A 19,550-nucleotide genomic window follows, 5' to 3' on the forward strand; every position below is an offset into this window, starting at 1 on the left:
TGTTAAATAAGTATTCTACTTTTATTTAGCGTTTTCTATTTTGTATCTTGTTCCCACTAATTCAAATCAACAAACTATACAAAATGAAAAAATTATTTACACTACTTTTTTTATGCACTACTAGTTTACTCTTTTCACAAGAGTTTTCTATGGATATCCTAAAAAACATGAAACCACGAAATATTGGTCCTGGAGGAATGTCTGGACGTGTAACTTCTATTGATGTTGTCGAATCTAATCCCGATATAATTTATGCTGGAACAGCTTCTGGCGGAATTTGGAAATCTACTTCTGGAGGTATAAAATGGGAACCAATTTTCGAAAAAGAATTAACAGCTTCTATTGGTGCAATTGCAATTCAGCAATCGAACCCTAGTGTAATTTGGGCAGGAACAGGTGAAGGAAACCCAAGAAATAGTTTAAATGGCGGTTTTGGAATTTACAAATCTTTAGACGCAGGAAAAACCTGGAAAGCTATGGGTTTAGAAAAAACACGTCATATCCATCGTATAATTATAGACCCAACGAATCCAGAAGTAGTTTACGCTGGTGCAATTGGCTCACCTTGGGGAGAACACAAAGAGCGTGGTGTTTACAAAACTACAGACGGAGGTAAAACTTGGAAACAAATTCTCTTTACCAATATAAAATCAGGAACTGGAGATTTAATAATGGACCCCAAAAATCCTAATAAATTAATCGCTGCAATGTGGGAACACAAACGTGACCCTTGGTTTTTTAAGTCTGGTGGAGAAGGCTCTGGTTTATACATTACTCATGATGGTGGAGAAAACTGGAAAAAAATTACTGAAAAAGAAGGTTTCCCAAAAGGGGATTTAGGAAGAATTGGGGTGGCAATTGCGCCTAGTAATCCTGATGTTATTTATGCTTTGGTAGAAGCTAAAAAAAATGCTTTATACAAAAGTGAAGATGGTGGTTTTAAATGGAAAAAAATAAACGATAAGCCTGGTATTGGAAATCGACCTTTTTACTACTCAGAAATATATGTAGATCCTCAAAATGAAAACAGATTATATACCGTTTTTACTTATGTAAATGTTTCTCAAGATGGTGGAAAATCTTTTAAACAATTGATGCCTGCTTATGGAGTTGACAATGGTGTGCATCCAGATCATCACGCTTGGTGGATTCATCCAAAGAATGGAAAATTTATGATTGATGGTAATGATGGCGGATTAAATATCACCAAAGATGGTGGAAAATCTTGGCGATTTATAGGTAACATTCCTGTAGCTCAATTTTACCATATTAATGTAGATAACGAATTTCCATATAATGTTTATGGCGGAATGCAAGACAATGGTTCTTGGAGAGGTCCTGCTTATGTTTGGAAAGCGCAAGGAATTCGTAATTCGTATTGGCAAGAAATTAGTTTTGGTGATGGTTTTGATGTTGTACCCGATAAAGACAACTCTAGATATGGGTGGTCTATGAGCCAACAAGGTTATGTATCAAGATACGATTATTTAACAGGCAATAACTATGGAGTTCGTCCAACGCACAAAGATCCAAAAGTTAAATTACGTTTTAATTGGAATGCAGCTATAAACATTGATCCTTTTGATAATTCTACACTATATTTCGGAAGTCAGTTTGTACATAAATCTACTGACAAAGGTTTAACTTGGTCTGTAATCTCTCCTGATTTATCAACAAATAATCCAGAAAAATTAAAACAATCTGAAAGCGGTGGTCTAACTATGGATGCTACAGGAGCAGAAAATCATTGTACCGTTTTGGTGATTGAACCAACTGTATTAGAAAAAGATGTATTGTGGGCAGCTACTGATGATGGGCAAGTTCACATTACAAAAAATGGTGGAGATTCTTGGACAAACGTGGCTAAAAACATTAAAGATTTACCAAAAAATTCTTGGATAACGCAAATTAAAGCTTCTAACAAAAATAAAGGTGAAGCTCTATTAGTAGCAAATGATTACAGACGTTTTAACTATACTCCCTATGCATACAGAACTAAAGATTACGGAAAAACTTGGACAAGAATTGTAAATGAAAATGACGTACTAAGTTATACATTATGCATTATCGAAGATCCTAAAAATGCAAACCTATTGTTCTTGGGTACAGATGATGGTTTGTATGTTTCTGTAAATGCTGGGGAAAAATGGATAAAATGGACAGAAGGTTTTCCTACTGTTCCTGTTAAAGATTTAGTAATTCATCCAAGAGAACACGATTTAATTATTGGAACTTTTGGACGTGCAGCTTGGGTTTTAGATGACATTAGACCTTTAAGGGCTTTGGCTAAAGGAAATATAATTTCTAAAAAATTAGAATTATTCTCACCTCCTACTGCTTATCAAACTGCATATCAACAACCTACGGGAAGCCGATTTGGAGCAGATGCAATGTATCAAGGAGAAAACAGAAAACGTGGTGCTACTATTTCTTATTATATAAATAGACCTAAAGAAAAGAAAGAAGAGGCTTCAAAAAAGAAAAAAACTAAAAAAAGAAGTAAGAAAGACAAAAATGTTATTTCAAACGATGTTAAGAAAACTAATAAAGTTAAATATGATTCTATTAAACTAGAAATTTTTGATGGCACTCGTCAAATAAGAACCTTAAAAATGAAAGCTCCAAAAGATAATGGAATCCATAAAACTACTTGGTATTTAAGAGAAAAAGGTGTTGCAAGAGCTTCTAGAACCATTAGAAAATCGAAAAGAGAACCAAGTGGTGTTTCTGTAAAACCTGGAACTTATAAACTTAAAATGACTTTTGGAGATGTTGTTTCTGAACAAAACATTAAAGTAGTATTCGATCCTAGACTTAAAATTTCAAATGTAGCTATCAACCAAAAATACAACGCAAGTAAAGAGCTAGAAAAATATCAAGCAAAAATTGCAGCTATTGTAAAACAGTTAGTAGAAAGTAAAAATACTGTAGCTACCATTAAATTAAAACTTAATAAAGAGGATAAAAAGAAATATAAGGAACAGATTAAAAAATCTACTGAAATATCAAAAAAAATAGAGGACTTAATTGCATTATATTTAGGAAAAATTGACAAGAGGCAAGGAATAACTAGAAATCCAGAAATTACCGTAAATCAACGTTTCTTTTTAGCAAGCAGATATATTCGCTCTCGTTTTGGAGAACAAACCTCAACTGAAACTGTATTAATGAATCAATTTAAAGAGCAGTTTACCACAGCTGTTACTATGACAAACACTTTTTTCAACAACGATTGGAATACCTACAAATCGTCTGTAGAAAACATTAAAATATCACCTTTTAAAGAAACTAAAATATACTCTGCTAACTAAATATTATGAAAAAATTAATCTTACTATTATCGGCAATCACCCTTATTATAGGGTGTAAATCAGAAAAAAAGAATGATGTTGTAAAAAACCTCAAACAATATTCCATTGAGCAAATCATGGATAATGAAAGTATTTTTGGAGGAAGTTTTTCTCCCGATAAATCTAAACTTTTAGTATCTAGCAATCGTTCTGGAATTTACAATATGTATACTGTATCTACAAAAGACGGTACATTTTATCCAATAACGGCTTCAGACAGTTCATCCGTTTTCGGAACGTCATACTTTCCGAATGATGAAAGAATGTTATTTAGAATGGATAATAATGGAGATGAAAACTTTCATATTTTCTTAAGAGAAAAAAACGGTTCTACTAGAGATTTAACACCAGACAAAGGTGCTAGAGCTAGTTTTTATGGTTGGGCAAAAGATTACAAAAGTTTCTTTTATGCTTCAAACAAAAGAGATCGTCGTTTTATGGATATCTATGAAATGGAAATTAAAGATTTCACTGCAAAAATGATTTATGAAAATAAAAAAGGATATGATGTTTCGGCGATTTCTAATGATAAAAATTTATTTGCATTGAGTAAAACCATCAATACAAATGATAGCGATTTATTCTTGTTTAATAGAACAACCAATACAACAATAAAAATTAACAAAACAATGAGTGGAAACTCTGCAGAAGATTTCTCTCTTGATGACAAAGCATTCTATTACACCACAGATGCAGATGGTGAATTTGCAACTCTCATGAAATATGTAATTGCGTCTGGAACAACTGAGAAAGTGCTAGCAAAAAACTGGGATATTAGTGGAAGTTATTTTACAAATAATGGAAAATATCGCGTAACTTATATCAATGAAGATGCTAAAAATGTAATTGAAGTATATGATGTTGCTGCACAAAAAAACATAGAATTACCTAATGTAGATGGACAAAGCATCACTAATGTAGGTTTTTCAAGAGATGAAACTACAATGCGATTCTACGCAGGTGGTTCTCACACTCCGTCAAACTTATATGTTTACGATTTAGAATCGAAAAAACAAACTCAATTAACTGATGTACTAAACAAAGAAATTGATGGTTCTCATTTGGTAAGCGCTAAAGTAATTCGTTATCCTTCTTTTGATGGAGTTACCATTCCCGCTATTTATTATGTTCCTCATCAGGCATCAGAAAACAACAAAGTCCCTGCTTTAGTTTGGGTTCATGGTGGTCCTGGGGGGCAATCTCGTCAATTTTTCTCATCTACTATTCAGTATTTGGTTAATCACGGTTATGCTGTTTTAGCAGTAAATAATAGAGGAAGTAGCGGATATGGAAAATCGTTTTATAAAATGGATGATTTAAACCATGGTGATAAAGATTTAAGAGACTGTGTTGAGGGTAAAAATTGGCTAGCTAAACAGAGTGTAATTGATGGAGAAAAAATAGGAATTATTGGCGGTTCTTATGGTGGCTACATGACCATGGCTGCACTAACCTACACACCGGAAGAATTTACTGTTGGAGTAAATCTATTTGGAGTAACCAATTGGATAAGAACATTAAAAAGCATACCTCCTTATTGGGAGTCTTTTAGAGAAGCTTTGTACAAAGAATTGGGTGACCCTTTCTCGGCAGATTCTGTTCGTTTAAAAAAGATTTCACCTTTATTTCACACAGATAAAGTAACCAAACCTTTAATCGTATTACAAGGTTCTAAAGACCCAAGAGTTTTACAAGTAGAATCTGATGAAATAGTAGCAGGAGTTAAAAAGAATGGAGTTCCTGTAGAATATGTTCTATTTGAAGATGAAGGCCATGGCTTTGTAAAAAAAGAAAATCAAATAGAATCTAATAGTAGAATTTTACAATTCTTGGACAAATACTTAAAAAAAGAAGAACCATTTAAACAAAATGAACTTTAAATAATTATTAAAAAAATTATTAATTAGAAAATTTTACTTTCGCTAAGTAAAAATAAAGGATGAAAGAAATAAGTTTTTTTCTGTGCTTGACATTGAGTCTTTATCAACTGCAAGCTCAGACTTCTTCTGAAAACAAATTAGGAACTTGGTATATGTACAATGGTTCTCATAAATTATCAGAAAAATACACTTTAAAAACAAGTTTTCATGTCAGATATTTTGAGTTTATCACAGAATATCAACAAGAAATTTACAGATTAGGATTAAACTATAAATTTAATAACACCATAGATTTAACTTTAGGTAGTGTATACTCAATAACAGATGGATCTTATAAAGCAGACTTACCAGATTTGTACGAATATCGTTTTTATCAAGATTTAAATATTAAAGAAAAATGGGCTAACTTTTCTGTAATCCATAGAGTTCGATTAGCTCAACGTTTTAGAAGACAGAATTTTGAGAATAAAACTACTCATAGAATTAGATATGGCCTATTTTTAAGTCTTCCAATTACTAAAACTTTAACAACTTATGGTTTTAATGAGATTTTTTTAAAATTCGCAACTAAATCTTTTGGACAAAATAGAACAGGGTTTGGGTTTCTTCAAAAGATAAGCAAACAACTAAAATTAAAAATAGGCTATATGTTTACAAAATTTAGCAAAACAAAATCTCATAGATTGCAACTGGGAATAATATTAAACACAAATCATATAAAACACTAAAATGCGTTTACTCTTTCTTATCATCTGTTTTTTCTATTTTAATACTTTATTTTCACAAAATGCAAATAGCGAACTTGGTAGTTGGTTTATGTATAATGGTTCTCATAAAATATCAGAAAAATGGGCTGTGAAATCTATGGCTCATTTTAGATATTATGAATTGGCAAATAATTTTCAACAAGAAATTTATAGACTTGGAGCAAATTATTCTTTTACAAAAAAATTAAACGTTACTATCGGATATAGTTATGTAAATACTGATGTTTTTTTTGGTTCACAAAATTCTTTTGTTACAGAAAATAGAATGTATGAAGACATTAATTATACAAACTTTTTAAACAAATTAAAGTTAAGACATCGTTTTCGATTTGAGCATCGTTTTATAAGTGAAAATTCAGGAAACAGTGCTAGTCATTGGTTTCGATACGATTTGAATTTAAATTATCCAATAGCCGATAATTGGTCTGTTTACGGTTATAATGAGATTTTTTTGAATATCGATCAAAGCAAACGATTTGTACAAAATTGGACTGGTTTTGGGTTCCTACATAAATTCAATAAAAATTTAAAAATAAATGTTGGATACCAACAAATAAAACTACCTAACGGCATACAAAAAAGAATTTTACTTGGTTTAATTTTAAATACAAATCATACACAAAAAGCGATATAATTATGTCTGAACCAATTTTTACAAATGATGCTATTGTTTTTGGTATTTTAATGATTTCTTTGGGTTTTGTTTTTTATACTGAAAGCAAAACTGTTGGGTTTTGGCATAAATTTTACAAGATCGTTCCAGGCTTATTTATGGCTTATTTTATACCTGCATTATTTACCACATTTGGAGTGATTTCTCCTGAATGGGAAATTGAAAATGCTGCTGGAGAAATCGTAAAAAACAAATCTCAATTGTATTATGTTTCTAGTCGATTTCTACTACCAGCTGCATTAGTTTTAATGACCTTAAGCATTGACTTAAAAGCAATATTTAACTTAGGATCTAAAGCTTTAATTATGTTTTTTACAGGAACTATAGGTATTGTAATTGGCGGACCAATAGCCATTTTATTAATTTCTATTTTCTCCCCAGAAACTGTTGGTGGGGCTGATTTTGATGCCGTTTGGAGAGGCTTATCAACATTAGCAGGAAGTTGGATTGGTGGTGGTGCCAACCAAACGGCAATGCTAGAAATTTATCAATATAATCCTGCAAAATACGGGGGAATGGTTTTTGTTGATATTGTAGTAGCCAATATTTGGATGGCAATTTTATTAATTGGAATTGGTAAAAAAGATAAAATTGATAAATGGTTAAAAGCTGACAATTCTGCTATCGAAGAGTTAAAAAATAAAGTGTTAGAATTTACTCAAAAAGTAAAGAAAAATCCAACGCTTACAGACTTTATGATTATGCTAGCTATAGCATTTGGTACAGTTGGTTTTGGTCATTTTGCATCAAAATATTTAAGTGTTTTTTTTAGTAATTTGGTGGCCTCAATAGAGTCGCAAACATGGAGAAACATATTTTCTTTTTTAGGTTCTGGATTCTTTTGGTTAATCAGTATTTCTACAATAATTGCAGTATTACTTTCTTTTACTAAAGCTAAAAACTACGAAGGCGCTGGTGCTAGTAAAATAGGAAGTATTTTTATTTACATTTTAGTAGCCACTATTGGTATGAAAATGGATTTAGCCTTAATCTTTGATAATTTAGGCTTAATTGTAATTGGTATTGTTTGGATGGCAATTCATGCAGGACTATTAATTATAGTTGCTAAAATTATAAAAGCACCTTATTTCTTTCTAGCAGTAGGAAGTCAAGCAAATGTTGGTGGTGCTGCTTCTGCTCCTATTGTTGCACAAGCTTTTCATCCATCTTTAGCAACTGTTGGGGTTTTATTGGCTGTTTTTGGTTATGCTATTGGAACCGTTGGTGCTATTGTTTGTACTATTTTAATGGAATTATCTGCTACACTTTAAAAAAAATCAGCATATTTGCAGACTAAATTTTTGATTCGATGAAGAAAATTATCACGCTTTTATTTCTATCTGTTTTAATAACAGCTTGTTCTTCTAAAAAAGAAGGAAATATGGTTGTAACTGGACAGATTAAAGGCCTTAAAAAAGGTACTTTATACCTTCAAAAAATGAAAGACACCTTGTTGGTCTCTGTAGATTCTATTACTTTAAAAGGAAGTGATTCTTTTACTTTAAGTGATAATGTAGATTCTCCTGTATTATATTACTTAACTTTTGATGGAAATACTACTGATAAAAGAATTTTATTTTTCGGTGAAAAAGGAATAATTACTATTACTGATAAACTAGAACAATTTGGGTATAGTCCTGAAATAAAAGGTTCTAAAAATCAAGAAATACTAGACAAATACAATGTTGTAAATAGACAGTTTCAAAACAAACGATTGGATTTTGTTAAAGATGAATTTGAAGCAAAAAAGGCTAACGATAAAGTGCTATTAGAACAATTAAACAAAAACATCTTAAAACTTACCAAAAGAAAAGTGCTCTTTACTACTAATTTTGCACTTTCAAATTCAGACTCAGAGGTTGCTCCTTATCTTGGTTTAACAGAAATGTATGATGCAAGTATAAAAATGCTTGATACAGTTAATAACTCATTATCTGACAAAGTTAAACAATCTGATTATGGTAAACTTTTTCAAGACTATTTGGATAAAATTAAAAAAAATGAAAAATAATAATTTTTCTAAATTATAAACTAAAACCGAGCAATTGCTCGGTTTTTTTTTGATTATTAATACTATAAACACTTCTATTTGAGTTAGAAACCGATTTAAAATCGATTATCTCCATCCAACAAATCTCCAATACCTCCTAAAACACTACCTTCTCCTCTTTTTCCACCTCCAGTTCTTGGAGCCATAGAAAGTACCCTTCCTGCTAATCTACTAAATGGCAAAGATTGAACATATACTGTTCCAGGACCGGTTAGAGTAGCAAAAAATAAACCTTCTCCTCCAAAAAATGTATTTTTTATTCCGCCAACGAACTCAATGTCATAATCTACATCTTGAGTAAAACCAACAATACAGCCAGTATCAACTTTTAAAACTTCTCCTGGTTGTAAAACTTTTTTTGCCATGGTTCCTCCAGCATGTATAAAACCCAAACCATCACCTTCCATTTTTTGCATAATAAACCCCTCACCACCAAACAAACCTCTACCCAATTTTTTTGAAAACTCAATTCCTATAGAAACTCCTTTTGCCGCACATAAAAAAGCATCTTTTTGGCAAATAAATTTACCTCCAAATTCTAACAAATCAATAGGTATAATTTTTCCAGGATAAGGAGATGCAAATGAAATTTGTTTCTTTCCTATTCCATCATTAGTAAAAACGGTCATAAATAGACTTTCACCAGTTAAAATTCGTTTTCCTGCAGAAAAAATCTTTCCTAGTATTCCTTTTTCTTGATTAGAACCATCTCCCAAAATAGTATTCATTTTAATATGATTGTCCATCATCATAAATGTGCCTGCTTCTGCTACAACACCTTCTTGAGGATCTAATTCTATTTCTACAAATTGCATTTCTTCACCAAAAATTTTATAATCTATTTCGTGTGCATTTTGTGGTGTTCTATTTGATGATTTTTGTGGAATTCTATCTTGATACATAATTTTTTTTGTTTGATATTAATTAGATTATAATAGCTATTAAATGTTACAACTAAAGATATGAATTATATTTTTTTTAACTTTTTGCAATTTCCAAAATTGTTATTTTTGGAATGAAGAAAAAATAAAAAAATTGATTATGAAATATCTAACTCCAGAAATAGAAGCTTTATCAAAAAAGTATGAAATTACAAAATCGTTAGCCAGAACTAGTAATTCTTGTGGTATTTTTCAAGATTGTGATTATACTGAACAAAGACCTAAACCATATCAGAAGAAAAGGTAATTTATAATTTTACTTTTATACTCCATTCGAATTTAAAATTAGAAACCACTACTCCATCTTCATTTTTACCTTCTGATGATAATGTGATTAGTTGCCCTTCCTTTGTTGCTATGGATTTTTTTAAAGTTGAACTTATTAAATATCCATCGTTACAAGTAAAGGTAATTTTACCTGTAGCTTTTTTAAAAAAACCTCCTTCTTGTTTTGTAACCAACATCGAAAATTTTTTGTTTGATGCCTCAACAGCATTCATTACCAAAACACCAGTTGTCATTTCTGCTGCCATACCTTGTGCAGCCCAAAACATGCTTTTAAACGGGTTCTGATTTATCCACCTATGTCTAATTATTACTATTGAATTCGACTCTGTAATCGATTTTACTCTTAGACCAGACAACCAACCTAATGGTAATTTAAAAAACATAAAAGAATTTATTTTTGCTGGAGTTATCTTCATAAAGCTTGTATTTGCTCACAATTTACCACTTTTTTAACTAAAAAATACAATCTTAAAAATGTTAATAAAATGTTAATTATAGTACTATGTATTGCATAATACCTTTTTTAAGACATATATTTGCATAAGCAAGTATTATATATATTTTATAATTATGAAACAAAATAACGAAAACACGAACGCTTTTTTATTACATATATCTGCATTTGCTGGTTTTATATTTCCGTTCGGAAATATAGTTGCGCCTCTTATTGCGTGGCAAACTTTAAAAGATAGAAGTACTTTTTTAGATGAACAAGGTAAAGAAGCTGTAAACTTTAATCTAAGTTATACACTTTATATATTTCTAATAAGCATAGTTTTTATTCCATTTGCATTTGGGTCTTTTTTTAGAAACTGGGACAATTTTAATCATCACATAAATATTGATTTTAATATGAATAATATTTTTGGTTTTATAGGTTTAGGTTCTATAACTGGACTGATTTATCTTATAGGAATAGCTTTAGTAATTATTGCTTCATTAAAAGCAAGAGAAGGAGAAAATTACAAATATCCTTTCACAATAAAATTTGTAAAATAACAATTATAAACCACAATAAATGAAGATAGAAAATACAAAAGCGCAAATGCGAAAAGGTATTTTAGAGTATTGCATTTTATCCATCTTAAAGAAAGGTGATGCATATACTTCTGAAATTCTTTCTACTCTAAAAGGCGCAGAAATGATTGTGGTTGAAGGAACCATATACCCGTTATTAACTCGCCTTAAAAACGCCGGTTTATTAACGTATAGATGGGAAGAATCAACCTCTGGACCACCAAGAAAGTATTACGTTTTAACAGAAAACGGTGGAATGTTTTTAAAAGAACTAGATAAAACATGGAGTAATTTAATCAATTCAGTAAACCAAGTAATTAGCAAAAAATCTACTACAAATGAATAAGACTATCAACATAAATTTAGGCGGATTTTTCTTCCATATTGATGAAGTTGCCTATCAGAAATTAAAACGATATCTAGAATCGATTTCTAGATCATTAAGTGATGACCCGCAAGGTAAAAACGAAATCATCGCAGATATAGAAGCACGTATTAGCGAGCTTTTATCAGAAAAAATAACTGACGCAAGACAAGTTGTTAATGAAGGAGATATTGATGATGTTATTAAAATCATGGGGCAACCAGAGGATTATGCAGAAGCAGAAGAGTCTTACAACGATTCTAGCTACTCATATCAAAGAAATAATACTTCTGGAAAAAAGTTATTTAGAGATCCTGACGATAAGTTTTTAGGAGGAGTTGCATCAGGTGTTGCTCATTATTTTGATGTAGATCCCATTTGGATTCGTTTAGGGTTATTGGCCTTATTCTTTGGAGCCGGTTTCGGAATTTTACTCTACATAATTCTTTGGATTTTATTGCCAGAAGCTAAAACAACAGCAGAAAAACTTCAAATGGAAGGAGAACCTGTAAACATTGATAATATTGAAAAAAAAATTAGAAAAGAATTTACTGCTGTTTCAGAAAATGTTAAAGATTTAGCTAACCAAGCATCAGATAAAATAAAAGATGGTGCTCAAGAATTTTCAGAAAAAATGAATAAAACTTTTTCGGGAAAGACAAAAAAAAATAACGGTTTACAAGATTTTATCAATACCATAGGGAAAATTATTTTAGTATTCTTTAAAGTAATTGGTAAATTTATTGGGGCAATTTTAGTATTTATTGCTGCTGCTGTTATTTTATCTCTAATTATTGGAGGGTTTTCTGTAGGAAGTTTAGAATTTTTAGATTTTGACGGAGAAATGCTGCAATATCCACCATTTTTCTATGATTCAATGTTACCAAAATGGGTATTAACTTTAGCATTATTTTTATTAGTTGGAATTCCGTTTCTAATCTTATTTGTATTGGGGTTAAGAATTTTATCTAGTAGTGTAAAACAGATAAGTAAACCTACTTCTTTATCACTATTAGGAATTTGGATAGTTGCTTTATTAACTATGATTTTTACAGGTTTAGAGTTTGGTACATCTCATGCGAATTATGGTGAAACCAATACCAAAAAATCTTTTAACATTATTGCAAATGATACACTTACACTAAAGATGTATAACGATGATGACATCTATTATCAAGATAATTTAAGAAGATCTACCCGCAAACAAGAAGTAGAAATTAATAATATCAAAATGGTTTATACCAATAATGTAAAAGTAGATGTAAAGAAAAGTAATTCTAATGAAGCTTATTATGTAATTCAAAAAGAATCTCGTGGAAAAAGTAAATTTAAAGCTAGAAAAAATGCTGAAAAAATTCAACACAACATTAGCATTGAAAACAAAACTATAACGATAGACGCTTTCTTTATCTCAGAATTTAAAAATCTTTGGAAAGATGAAGAAATACATATTATTTTTTATTTACCAGAAAATGCTATTGTCTATTTTGACAACTCTATAAAAAACTTTTTATACCATGTTGATAATGTAGGAGATATATATGATAAAGACATGGCAAACCATTATTTTATAATGACATCTTATAGTCTAAAATGTTTGGATTGCGAAGAGGAAAAAGATAATAAAATTTTAGAAGATAAAACCATTTAAAACAATTCGGTTATAAAAATCAACAATTGAGTAACCTTACTTTGATTATAAACGTCTTATCATAGAGATTTACAATCTAAATAAACCAAAACTTATGAAAAATTCAATAACAAAGACAATTACAATTTTATTTATTGCTACTATTTTTACTTCTTGTGGAGTAGATATGTTTAACCGAATAAACGGAAACAGAAACGTTGTAACGAAACAAAGAAAAACTAATGATAATTTTAAAGGAATTAAAGTTAGTACAGGTATCGATCTATATATAAGTCAAGGAAACAGTAATAAAATTACTGTTGAAGCAGATGAAAACTTACACGATATTATTATAACAGAAGTAGAAGATGGTATTTTAAAAGTGTATTCAGAAAAAAGTATTTGGAGAGCAAAAGCAAGAAAAGTTTATGTAACTGTTGTAGAATTAAACTCTTTAAAGGCTACAAGTGGTAGTGATGTTTATGGAGAAGACACTATTAAAACTGATGAGATATCGATTACAGCCACAAGTGGTGCAGATATTAGAATTTCTATTGATGCTACAAGCGTAGAAACCAGATCTACTAGTGGTTCTGATATTAAAATATCTGGTAAATCTATAAATCATGCATCAAGCGCTACAAGTGGCGCCTCTATTTATGCTTATAATTTACAGAGCAAAAATGTATTGGTAAAAGCTTCTAGTGGTGCAGACATTAACATCTATGCTTCTGAAAAATTAGATGCAAGTGCTTCTAGTGGAGGTGATATCGATTTTAAAGGAAACCCAAAACATGTAAATAAAAAATCATCTTCTGGAGGCGACGTTTCTAGAAAATAATTTTTTTCAATCAACCAAAACTGAATTCTTGAGGTTGTATTATCAACCTCAAGATTTCAAAAAACAATCAACCCAAAGCACTAACATACCATTTATGAATTCTTTTTTAGAACCCTTTAAAAACTCTTTTGTTTTAAAAATACTATTGTTTTTAGCAATGTTATTTTACAATTTTGTTTTGAATGCCCAAATTGATAAAAACTCAGATTTATACAAAACATTAAAAATTAAAGACAGTATTATTTTTGAAAAAACTTTTAATTTATGTGAGTTAGAAAAGTTAGATTCTATAATAGCTAAAGACTTTGAATTTTATCATGATGTTGGAGGAAAACAAAATAGAGAAGAGTTTTTTAAAGCTATAAGAAACAACATTTGTGCAAAACCTGGAATTAATAAAAGAAACTTGGTAAGTAATTCTCTAGAAGTCCATCAACTAAAAGATAACGGAACCATATATGGAGCCATCCAAAAAGGAAAGCATACTTTTCTACAAAAAACAAATGGAATTTTTAAAACTGTAGGAATTGCAGATTTTACGCATCTTTGGATTCTAGAAAATAAAAATTGGAAATTAAAAAGAGTATTGAGTTACAATCATAAACCTTACTCTAAATAAAAATTTTATTAGAATAGCTAACTCTAATAATAGTTACTAATACTTGGTTTTATTAGTTTACTTGGTAAGTCGTCGTTTTGCAAAAAACGACGCTTACTTTTTAGTTTAACTTGTTTCTTAAAATATTTCTGATAACTTCATATGAAATACAGATGACTTACACTAACTTGTAAGAAATTTAAAAAATGCATTATACAATGCTCAAAATATGAATACAAATATAAATTTAGCCGTTCTTATTGACGGAGACAATATACCATCTGCACACGTAAAAGAAATGATGGAGGAAATTGCAAAATATGGCAACCCTACTATTAAGCGAATCTATGGAGATTGGACCAAACCAAATCTTACCAAATGGAAAAATCTATTATTAGAAAATGCCATTACTCCTATTCAACAATATGGATATACTACTGGCAAAAATGCCACAGATTCTGCAATGATTATTGATGCTATGGATATTCTTTATAGTGGAAAAGTAAACGGTTTTTGTTTGGTTTCTAGTGACAGCGACTTTACAAGATTAGCAACTAGGTTAAGAGAAGCAGGAATGCAAGTTATTGGTATTGGCGAAAAGAAAACACCAAACCCCTTTATAGTTGCTTGTGATAAATTTGTTTACATAGAAGTATTGAAAAAACAAACAGAAAAGAAAGACGATAATGATGATGAGGATACCAAAGAATCTAATAAATCGAACGTTGATAAAATTACCCAAAGAGAAATTCATTTAATTTCAACCACAATTTCTGATCTTTCTGATGAAGATGGATGGGCTTTTCTAGGTGATGTTGGTAGCTTATTACAAAAAAAACGCCCAAATTTTGATTCAAGAAATTATGGATTTGAAAAATTAACACCTTTAATTAAATCTATAGGAAGTTTTGATTTAGAACAAAGAGAAAACACGAAAAGTAGACACAAATTAATCTTTGTAAAAAATAAAGAAAAACGTATTAGAAAACCTAAAAAACGCTAAAAAAAGGCTACTTATTCTCTAAATGTTCTTCAATATCTGCGATATGATGCTGTAAAGCTTGAGATGATATTTGTATTTCTCTAATTAATAAACCTAACGAAAGAATTAATAAAATTAACGCAGTACCAAAAATCCAAATAGCAAGAGCTTGTTGATGAATATAAATTAAAAACATGGTCAGCACACAAAAAAGTAAACTTGTTATTCCAAGTATTTGCATATAACGTGTTAAGTTTAAGCGTAACTTTAAATTCTTAATTTGCCTTATTAATGAATCTTCTTTTCTTTCTAAATACTTATCATGTAAATTTCTGATAACTGAAGAATATGCCAAAAATCTATTGGTATAAGCTAACATTATTAAAGATATAGCAGAGAATAAAAGTGCCGGTGTTGTTAAAGTAAGTGCTTCCATAATAGATTACAAAACTAATCAATAAGAAAGAAATAAACACTGATAAAAAAAGTTTGTTTCAATATGCAAAAAAAGATAACTTCGTTGGAAGCTTAAATAAAACATTTATGCCCAAAAAAGGAAAAGCAAAAAATACAGTTAATAAAGCTAAACATACTAAGTTGATGAATCAAAAAATTAACAAAGTAAAGTTAGAAAAAAAACGCAATAAAGAACATCTAAAAGCAATTATTAAAAAAGCTAATGAACTGAAAAGAAAGGAAAATTTATAAATTCAACAAGTTATAAAAATGGATGCAACAGAAATAATTAATCATTTTAATTTACAAGAACACCCAGAAGGTGGATATTTTAGAGAGGTTTATCGTAGCAAAGGATTTATTTTAGAAGAGAATTTAGCAGAATACTTTGAAGGGAATAGAAATTACTGTACAAGTATTTATTTCTTATTGACTTCAGAAAAATTTTCTGCTTTTCATAAAATCAATCAAGATGAAATTTGGCATTTTTACAAAGGAAGCCCACTAAAAATACATTTACTTTCTCCTGAAGGAGAATATACTTTTGTTATTATTGGTGATGGTTTTAAAAAGGGTGAAGTTTTCCAGTTTACTGTTCCTGCCCACTATTATTTTGCTGCAGAAGTTATAAAAACAACCTCGTATGCTTTTGTTGGTTGTACAGTTTCTCCTGGATTCGATTTTAGAGATTTTGTGCTACCCTCTCGTAAAGAGTTATTAAATGAATTTCCACAACATTCAAAAATTATCGGTCAACTAACACATCATTAAACAAAAAAATCCCAAGTCTAAACTCGGGATTATAAAATCAATCAAATTTATATTCTAGGTATCAATAGAACCTAAAACTCTTTTCATAAAAGCATTTAATGCCTCTTTTTTGGGTGTGCCTTCTTTAATCATTTTATCTACTTCAACTGCACCATATAGATTAGAAATTAACTCTCCTATAACATCTAATTCTTCATCCTTTAATGATGAAACTTCTGTTAAAGCCTCAAGAGTTTCTATAGTTTCTAACACATAATCTTGATCGTTTTCTTCGATAAAATTAGTTAAGTGTTTTATTACTGGTAATTTCATAATTAAATAACTTCGTTTACCAAGTCTTTTAACACATCAAACTTGTTGGTTTGTGTTTGATTTACAAATTTACCGTCCACAAATGTGGCAAAAGTTGGTAAATTACTTACATCTGCTAACTTTCTACTTTCAGGAAATTTTTCAGCATCCGCAATTACAAAAACCATATCTTCATTTTCAGTTGATAATTTCTTGAATTTTGGCTTCATAATTCTACAGTTTCCACACCAAGTTGCAGCATATTGTACCACTACTTTTTTATTTTCAGAAACAATATTTGCCAAATTATCTTGACTTAATTCTTGTACCATAATTAATTATGAATTTATAGTTAATTCTTAGTGAGAAGCTAAATATTCTGCAGTTCCTTTCGCATTAGGAGACATTGCGTCTTTTCCTTCTTCCCAGTTTGCTGGACAAACCTCACCTTTTTCTTGTACGTGCGTTAAAGCGTCTACTAAACGTAAATACTCGCCAACATTTCTACCTAAAGGCATGTTATTTATACTTTCATGTTGCACAACACCATCTTCATCTATGATATAAGTAGCTCTATAAGTTACATTATCACCTTCTACTTGAACTGTTCCTGTAGCTTCATCATAAGTTTCATTAGTGATGTCTAAAATCCCTAAAATTGATGATAAATTTCTGTTAGAATCTGCTAAAATAGGGTACGTTACGCCTTCAATTCCTCCATTATCTTTAGAAGTGCTTAACCAAGCAAAATGTACTTCAGGAGTATCACAAGAAGCACCAATTACAATTGTGTTTCTTTTTTCAAATTCTCCTAGAGCTGCTTGAAAAGCGTGTAATTCTGTTGGACAAACAAATGTAAAGTCTTTTGGATACCAAAATAACAAAACCTTCTTTTTATTATTAACCGCTTCTTCTAGTACATTTACTTTAAATGTATCACCCATTTCATTCATTGCGTCTACATTTAAATCTGGAAATTTTTTACCAACTGCTGTTGCCATTTTTTTATTTTTTTGTAATTAATATTTGTTTTTTGTTTTACAAAGATAGAAATGATATGAAATTTAAATAAAAAAGTTGATGCGAACTTTTTATGTTTGCATCAACTTTTCTTATAGTAAAATACTAAACGAATAGTTATTTCTTATTTATCAGACCAAATTGCTAATTCATTACCTGAAGGATCTAAAAAGTGAAAGCGTTTTCCACCTGGGAATTCAAATGCTTTTTTAGAAATTTTTCCTCCTAAAGAGATTATTACTTCTTGAATAATCTTTAAATCTTTTGCATATAAAACCACTAAAGCTCCGTTTATTATTGGTTTTGTGGTATACTCAAAACCTCCTTCCAATCCACTTTCAGAAAAAGCTACATAATGGGGTCCGTAATCGGTAAACTTCCAAGAAAAAGCTTTCGTATAAAATGCTTTTGTTTCTTCTATATTTAGTGACTTAAACTCAATGTAATTAATTGTATTATCCTTCATCTTATTTACTTGCAAAAAGCTTAATATCATTAGCAGAAACTTCTTTTTCTCCTAAGATAATTAAACGTTCTACTACATTTCTTAACTCTCTGATATTCCCAGTCCAATCATATTCCTGCAATAATTTTATGGCTTCTGATGAAAATTCTTTTTTAGGTGTTCCTTGTTCTTCAGATATTTTATTCGCAAAGAAATCTACTAATAAAGGAATGTCTTCTCTCCTATCATTCAAAGCAGGAACTTTAATTAAAATCACTGCTAATCTATGATACAAGTCCTCTCTAAAACGTCCTTCAGCAATTTCTTCTTTTAAGTTCTTATTGGTTGCTGCTACTACTCTAACATTTACTTTTATATCCTTATCTGAACCTACTCTAGAAATTCTATTTTCTTGTAAAGCACGTAAAACTTTAGCTTGAGCAGACAAACTCATATCACCAATTTCATCTAAGAAAATAGTTCCTCCATTTGCCGCTTCAAATTTACCTGCTCTGTCTTTGTTTGCGCCTGTAAAAGAACCTTTTACGTGTCCAAATAATTCACTTTCTATCAATTCTGATGGAATTGCAGCACAATTCACTTCAATCATTGGCGCTTTTACTCTGTCTGATTTTTCGTGTAACCAATGGGCAACTAATTCTTTTCCTGTTCCATTTGGTCCAGTAATTAAAACTCGGGCATCGGTTGCTGCCACTTTTTCTATGATTTCTTTAATGTGAGTAATGGCATCACTCTCACCAATCATTTGGTAGCTTTTACTAACTTTTTTCTTTAATCGTTTGTTTTCTACCACCAATACTTTTTTCTCTAAAGCATTTCTTACCGTATTTAATAGACGATTTAAATCTGGTGGTTTAGAAATATAATCGAAAGCCCCTAAACGCATTGTATTTACTGCTGTATCTAAATCTCCGTGACCAGAAATCATTACAATAGGTACTTCTGGTTTTATTTTCTTTGCCTTTTCTAGAACCTCGACACCATCCATTTTAGGCATTTTAATATCGCACAAAACCAAATCATAGTCATTTTTCTTTATCATTTCTATGCCTAACAAACCATCTTCAGCTTCTTCAACTTTGTAGGCATCATTTTCTTCTGAAATAATTTTTGTTAAGACTCTTCTAATTGCAGCTTCATCTTCTATAACTAATATTTTTGACAT

Annotated in this window: 23 protein-coding genes; 15 read left to right on the forward strand and 8 right to left on the reverse strand. The window is 30.2% G+C overall.

What is annotated here, in order from left to right:
- Window positions 1-83: 83 nt before the first annotated feature.
- Genes DIS07_RS08675 through DIS07_RS08700 form a run of 6 tightly spaced genes read left to right on the forward strand, consistent with a single transcriptional unit; the run spans window position 84 to window position 8,681 of the window.
- Complete coding sequence (locus DIS07_RS08675) at window positions 84-3,311, forward strand: WD40/YVTN/BNR-like repeat-containing protein (RefSeq protein ID WP_109405061.1); 3,228 nt, start codon at window positions 84-86, stop codon at window positions 3,309-3,311.
- Window positions 3,312-3,316: 5 nt separating this feature from the next.
- Window positions 3,317-5,230 carry a S9 family peptidase gene (locus DIS07_RS08680; RefSeq protein WP_109404844.1) on the forward strand — a complete coding sequence of 638 codons (1,914 nt, stop codon included), beginning with the start codon at window positions 3,317-3,319 and terminating at the stop codon, window positions 5,228-5,230.
- A 59-nt stretch (window positions 5,231-5,289) separates the two neighbouring features.
- Window positions 5,290-5,958, forward strand: coding sequence for a DUF2490 domain-containing protein (locus tag DIS07_RS08685; RefSeq protein ID WP_109404845.1), 669 nt, complete (start codon window positions 5,290-5,292; stop codon window positions 5,956-5,958).
- A gap of 1 nt (window position 5,959) precedes the next feature.
- The gene (locus tag DIS07_RS08690; protein WP_109404846.1) at window positions 5,960-6,631 is read left to right on the forward strand and encodes a DUF2490 domain-containing protein; all 672 of its coding nucleotides are present in this window, start codon (window positions 5,960-5,962) and stop codon (window positions 6,629-6,631) included.
- A gap of 2 nt (window positions 6,632-6,633) precedes the next feature.
- Window positions 6,634-7,941 (forward strand): DUF819 family protein, encoded by a 1,308-nt coding sequence (locus DIS07_RS08695; protein WP_109404847.1) that lies wholly within the window; start codon window positions 6,634-6,636, stop codon window positions 7,939-7,941.
- A gap of 38 nt (window positions 7,942-7,979) precedes the next feature.
- A complete protein-coding gene (locus tag DIS07_RS08700; protein WP_109404848.1) occupies window positions 7,980-8,681 on the forward strand; it encodes a DUF4369 domain-containing protein in 702 nt (233 codons plus the stop codon).
- A 95-nt stretch (window positions 8,682-8,776) separates the two neighbouring features.
- On the opposite strand, the gene DIS07_RS08705 is transcribed toward DIS07_RS08700, so the two are convergent.
- Entirely contained in the window at window positions 8,777-9,622 is an 846-nt protein-coding gene (locus tag DIS07_RS08705; protein WP_109404849.1) for a TIGR00266 family protein, read from the reverse strand.
- 139 nt (window positions 9,623-9,761) lie between these two features.
- Between DIS07_RS08705 and DIS07_RS15090 the strand changes: the two genes are divergently transcribed.
- On the forward strand, window positions 9,762-9,908 hold the full coding sequence (locus DIS07_RS15090; RefSeq protein ID WP_181374570.1) for a hypothetical protein: 147 nt from the start codon (window positions 9,762-9,764) through the stop codon (window positions 9,906-9,908).
- Window position 9,909: 1 nt separating this feature from the next.
- Here DIS07_RS15090 and DIS07_RS08710 read toward each other — a convergent pair whose 3' ends face one another.
- Window positions 9,910-10,365, reverse strand: coding sequence for a DUF4442 domain-containing protein (locus DIS07_RS08710; RefSeq protein ID WP_109404850.1), 456 nt, complete (start codon window positions 10,363-10,365; stop codon window positions 9,910-9,912).
- 154 nt (window positions 10,366-10,519) lie between these two features.
- On the opposite strand from DIS07_RS08710, the gene DIS07_RS08715 reads away from it, so the two are divergent.
- The 6 genes from DIS07_RS08715 (at window position 10,520) to DIS07_RS08740 (ending at window position 15,402) form a co-directional block, all read left to right on the forward strand.
- A complete protein-coding gene (locus DIS07_RS08715) occupies window positions 10,520-10,948 on the forward strand; it encodes a DUF4870 domain-containing protein (RefSeq protein ID WP_109404851.1) in 429 nt (142 codons plus the stop codon).
- Between the two features lie 19 nt (window positions 10,949-10,967).
- A complete protein-coding gene (locus DIS07_RS08720; RefSeq protein ID WP_109404852.1) occupies window positions 10,968-11,312 on the forward strand; it encodes a PadR family transcriptional regulator in 345 nt (114 codons plus the stop codon).
- Window positions 11,305-12,981, forward strand: a complete 1,677-nt coding sequence (locus DIS07_RS08725) for a PspC domain-containing protein (RefSeq protein WP_109404853.1) — start codon at window positions 11,305-11,307, stop codon at window positions 12,979-12,981. The genes DIS07_RS08720 and DIS07_RS08725 overlap by 8 nt, the downstream gene beginning before the upstream one ends.
- A 94-nt stretch (window positions 12,982-13,075) precedes the next feature.
- Complete coding sequence (locus DIS07_RS08730; protein ID WP_109404854.1) at window positions 13,076-13,801, forward strand: head GIN domain-containing protein; 726 nt, start codon at window positions 13,076-13,078, stop codon at window positions 13,799-13,801.
- Window positions 13,802-13,895: 94 nt separating this feature from the next.
- Complete coding sequence (locus DIS07_RS08735; RefSeq protein ID WP_146190720.1) at window positions 13,896-14,420, forward strand: nuclear transport factor 2 family protein; 525 nt, start codon at window positions 13,896-13,898, stop codon at window positions 14,418-14,420.
- 208 nt (window positions 14,421-14,628) lie between these two features.
- Window positions 14,629-15,402 (forward strand): NYN domain-containing protein, encoded by a 774-nt coding sequence (locus DIS07_RS08740; protein ID WP_109404856.1) that lies wholly within the window; start codon window positions 14,629-14,631, stop codon window positions 15,400-15,402.
- A gap of 7 nt (window positions 15,403-15,409) precedes the next feature.
- On the opposite strand, the gene DIS07_RS08745 is transcribed toward DIS07_RS08740, so the two are convergent.
- On the reverse strand, window positions 15,410-15,817 hold the full coding sequence (locus DIS07_RS08745; protein ID WP_109404857.1) for a DUF2721 domain-containing protein: 408 nt from the start codon (window positions 15,815-15,817) through the stop codon (window positions 15,410-15,412).
- 107 nt (window positions 15,818-15,924) lie between these two features.
- Here DIS07_RS08745 and DIS07_RS15095 point away from each other — a divergent pair, with 107 nt between their 5' ends.
- Window positions 15,925-16,089, forward strand: a complete 165-nt coding sequence (locus DIS07_RS15095; protein ID WP_181374571.1) for a hypothetical protein — start codon at window positions 15,925-15,927, stop codon at window positions 16,087-16,089.
- 18 nt (window positions 16,090-16,107) lie between these two features.
- A complete protein-coding gene (locus DIS07_RS08750) occupies window positions 16,108-16,608 on the forward strand; it encodes a cupin domain-containing protein (protein ID WP_109404858.1) in 501 nt (166 codons plus the stop codon).
- 54 nt (window positions 16,609-16,662) lie between these two features.
- Here DIS07_RS08750 and DIS07_RS08755 read toward each other — a convergent pair whose 3' ends face one another.
- The 5 genes from DIS07_RS08755 to DIS07_RS08775 all read right to left on the reverse strand — a co-directional run bounded on the left by DIS07_RS08755 (window position 16,663) and on the right by DIS07_RS08775 (window position 19,550).
- The gene (locus tag DIS07_RS08755; RefSeq protein WP_109404859.1) at window positions 16,663-16,920 is read right to left on the reverse strand and encodes a DUF6952 family protein; all 258 of its coding nucleotides are present in this window, start codon (window positions 16,918-16,920) and stop codon (window positions 16,663-16,665) included.
- A 2-nt stretch (window positions 16,921-16,922) separates the two neighbouring features.
- Window positions 16,923-17,231, reverse strand: a complete 309-nt coding sequence (locus DIS07_RS08760) for a thioredoxin family protein (protein ID WP_109404860.1) — start codon at window positions 17,229-17,231, stop codon at window positions 16,923-16,925.
- Between the two features lie 27 nt (window positions 17,232-17,258).
- Complete coding sequence (locus DIS07_RS08765) at window positions 17,259-17,900, reverse strand: peroxiredoxin (RefSeq protein WP_109404861.1); 642 nt, start codon at window positions 17,898-17,900, stop codon at window positions 17,259-17,261.
- 143 nt (window positions 17,901-18,043) lie between these two features.
- Window positions 18,044-18,385 (reverse strand): VOC family protein, encoded by a 342-nt coding sequence (locus tag DIS07_RS08770; RefSeq protein ID WP_109404862.1) that lies wholly within the window; start codon window positions 18,383-18,385, stop codon window positions 18,044-18,046.
- 1 nt (window position 18,386) lies between these two features.
- On the reverse strand, window positions 18,387-19,550 hold the full coding sequence (locus DIS07_RS08775; RefSeq protein WP_109404863.1) for a sigma-54-dependent transcriptional regulator: 1,164 nt from the start codon (window positions 19,548-19,550) through the stop codon (window positions 18,387-18,389).

The organism is Polaribacter aquimarinus, assembly GCF_003129485.1.
In the GTDB taxonomy this organism is placed as follows: domain Bacteria; phylum Bacteroidota; class Bacteroidia; order Flavobacteriales; family Flavobacteriaceae; genus Polaribacter; species Polaribacter aquimarinus.

Bases quoted from the DNA above. Each gene is read 5' to 3' on its own strand.
- DIS07_RS08730 (WP_109404854.1), top strand. From the start codon at position 13,076: ATGAAAAATTCAATAACAAAGACAATTACAATTTTATTTATTGCTACT.
- DIS07_RS08685 (WP_109404845.1), top strand. From the start codon at position 5,290: ATGAAAGAAATAAGTTTTTTTCTGTGCTTGACATTGAGTCTTTATCAA.
- DIS07_RS08725 (WP_109404853.1), top strand. From the start codon at position 11,305: ATGAATAAGACTATCAACATAAATTTAGGCGGATTTTTCTTCCATATT.
- DIS07_RS08760 (WP_109404860.1), bottom strand. From the start codon at position 17,231: ATGGTACAAGAATTAAGTCAAGATAATTTGGCAAATATTGTTTCTGAA.
- DIS07_RS08745 (WP_109404857.1), bottom strand. From the start codon at position 15,817: ATGGAAGCACTTACTTTAACAACACCGGCACTTTTATTCTCTGCTATA.
- DIS07_RS08740 (WP_109404856.1), top strand. From the start codon at position 14,629: ATGAATACAAATATAAATTTAGCCGTTCTTATTGACGGAGACAATATA.
- DIS07_RS08675 (WP_109405061.1), top strand. From the start codon at position 84: ATGAAAAAATTATTTACACTACTTTTTTTATGCACTACTAGTTTACTC.
- DIS07_RS08715 (WP_109404851.1), top strand. From the start codon at position 10,520: ATGAAACAAAATAACGAAAACACGAACGCTTTTTTATTACATATATCT.
- DIS07_RS08770 (WP_109404862.1), bottom strand. From the start codon at position 18,385: ATGAAGGATAATACAATTAATTACATTGAGTTTAAGTCACTAAATATA.
- DIS07_RS08680 (WP_109404844.1), top strand. From the start codon at position 3,317: ATGAAAAAATTAATCTTACTATTATCGGCAATCACCCTTATTATAGGG.
- DIS07_RS08720 (WP_109404852.1), top strand. From the start codon at position 10,968: ATGAAGATAGAAAATACAAAAGCGCAAATGCGAAAAGGTATTTTAGAG.
- DIS07_RS08750 (WP_109404858.1), top strand. From the start codon at position 16,108: ATGGATGCAACAGAAATAATTAATCATTTTAATTTACAAGAACACCCA.
- DIS07_RS08765 (WP_109404861.1), bottom strand. From the start codon at position 17,900: ATGGCAACAGCAGTTGGTAAAAAATTTCCAGATTTAAATGTAGACGCA.
- DIS07_RS15090 (WP_181374570.1), top strand. From the start codon at position 9,762: ATGAAATATCTAACTCCAGAAATAGAAGCTTTATCAAAAAAGTATGAA.
- DIS07_RS08755 (WP_109404859.1), bottom strand. From the start codon at position 16,920: ATGAAATTACCAGTAATAAAACACTTAACTAATTTTATCGAAGAAAAC.
- DIS07_RS08710 (WP_109404850.1), bottom strand. From the start codon at position 10,365: ATGAAGATAACTCCAGCAAAAATAAATTCTTTTATGTTTTTTAAATTA.
- DIS07_RS08700 (WP_109404848.1), top strand. From the start codon at position 7,980: ATGAAGAAAATTATCACGCTTTTATTTCTATCTGTTTTAATAACAGCT.
- DIS07_RS08775 (WP_109404863.1), bottom strand. From the start codon at position 19,550: ATGTCAAAAATATTAGTTATAGAAGATGAAGCTGCAATTAGAAGAGTC.
- DIS07_RS08735 (WP_146190720.1), top strand. From the start codon at position 13,896: ATGAATTCTTTTTTAGAACCCTTTAAAAACTCTTTTGTTTTAAAAATA.
- DIS07_RS08690 (WP_109404846.1), top strand. From the start codon at position 5,960: ATGCGTTTACTCTTTCTTATCATCTGTTTTTTCTATTTTAATACTTTA.
- DIS07_RS15095 (WP_181374571.1), top strand. From the start codon at position 15,925: ATGCCCAAAAAAGGAAAAGCAAAAAATACAGTTAATAAAGCTAAACAT.
- DIS07_RS08705 (WP_109404849.1), bottom strand. From the start codon at position 9,622: ATGTATCAAGATAGAATTCCACAAAAATCATCAAATAGAACACCACAA.
- DIS07_RS08695 (WP_109404847.1), top strand. From the start codon at position 6,634: ATGTCTGAACCAATTTTTACAAATGATGCTATTGTTTTTGGTATTTTA.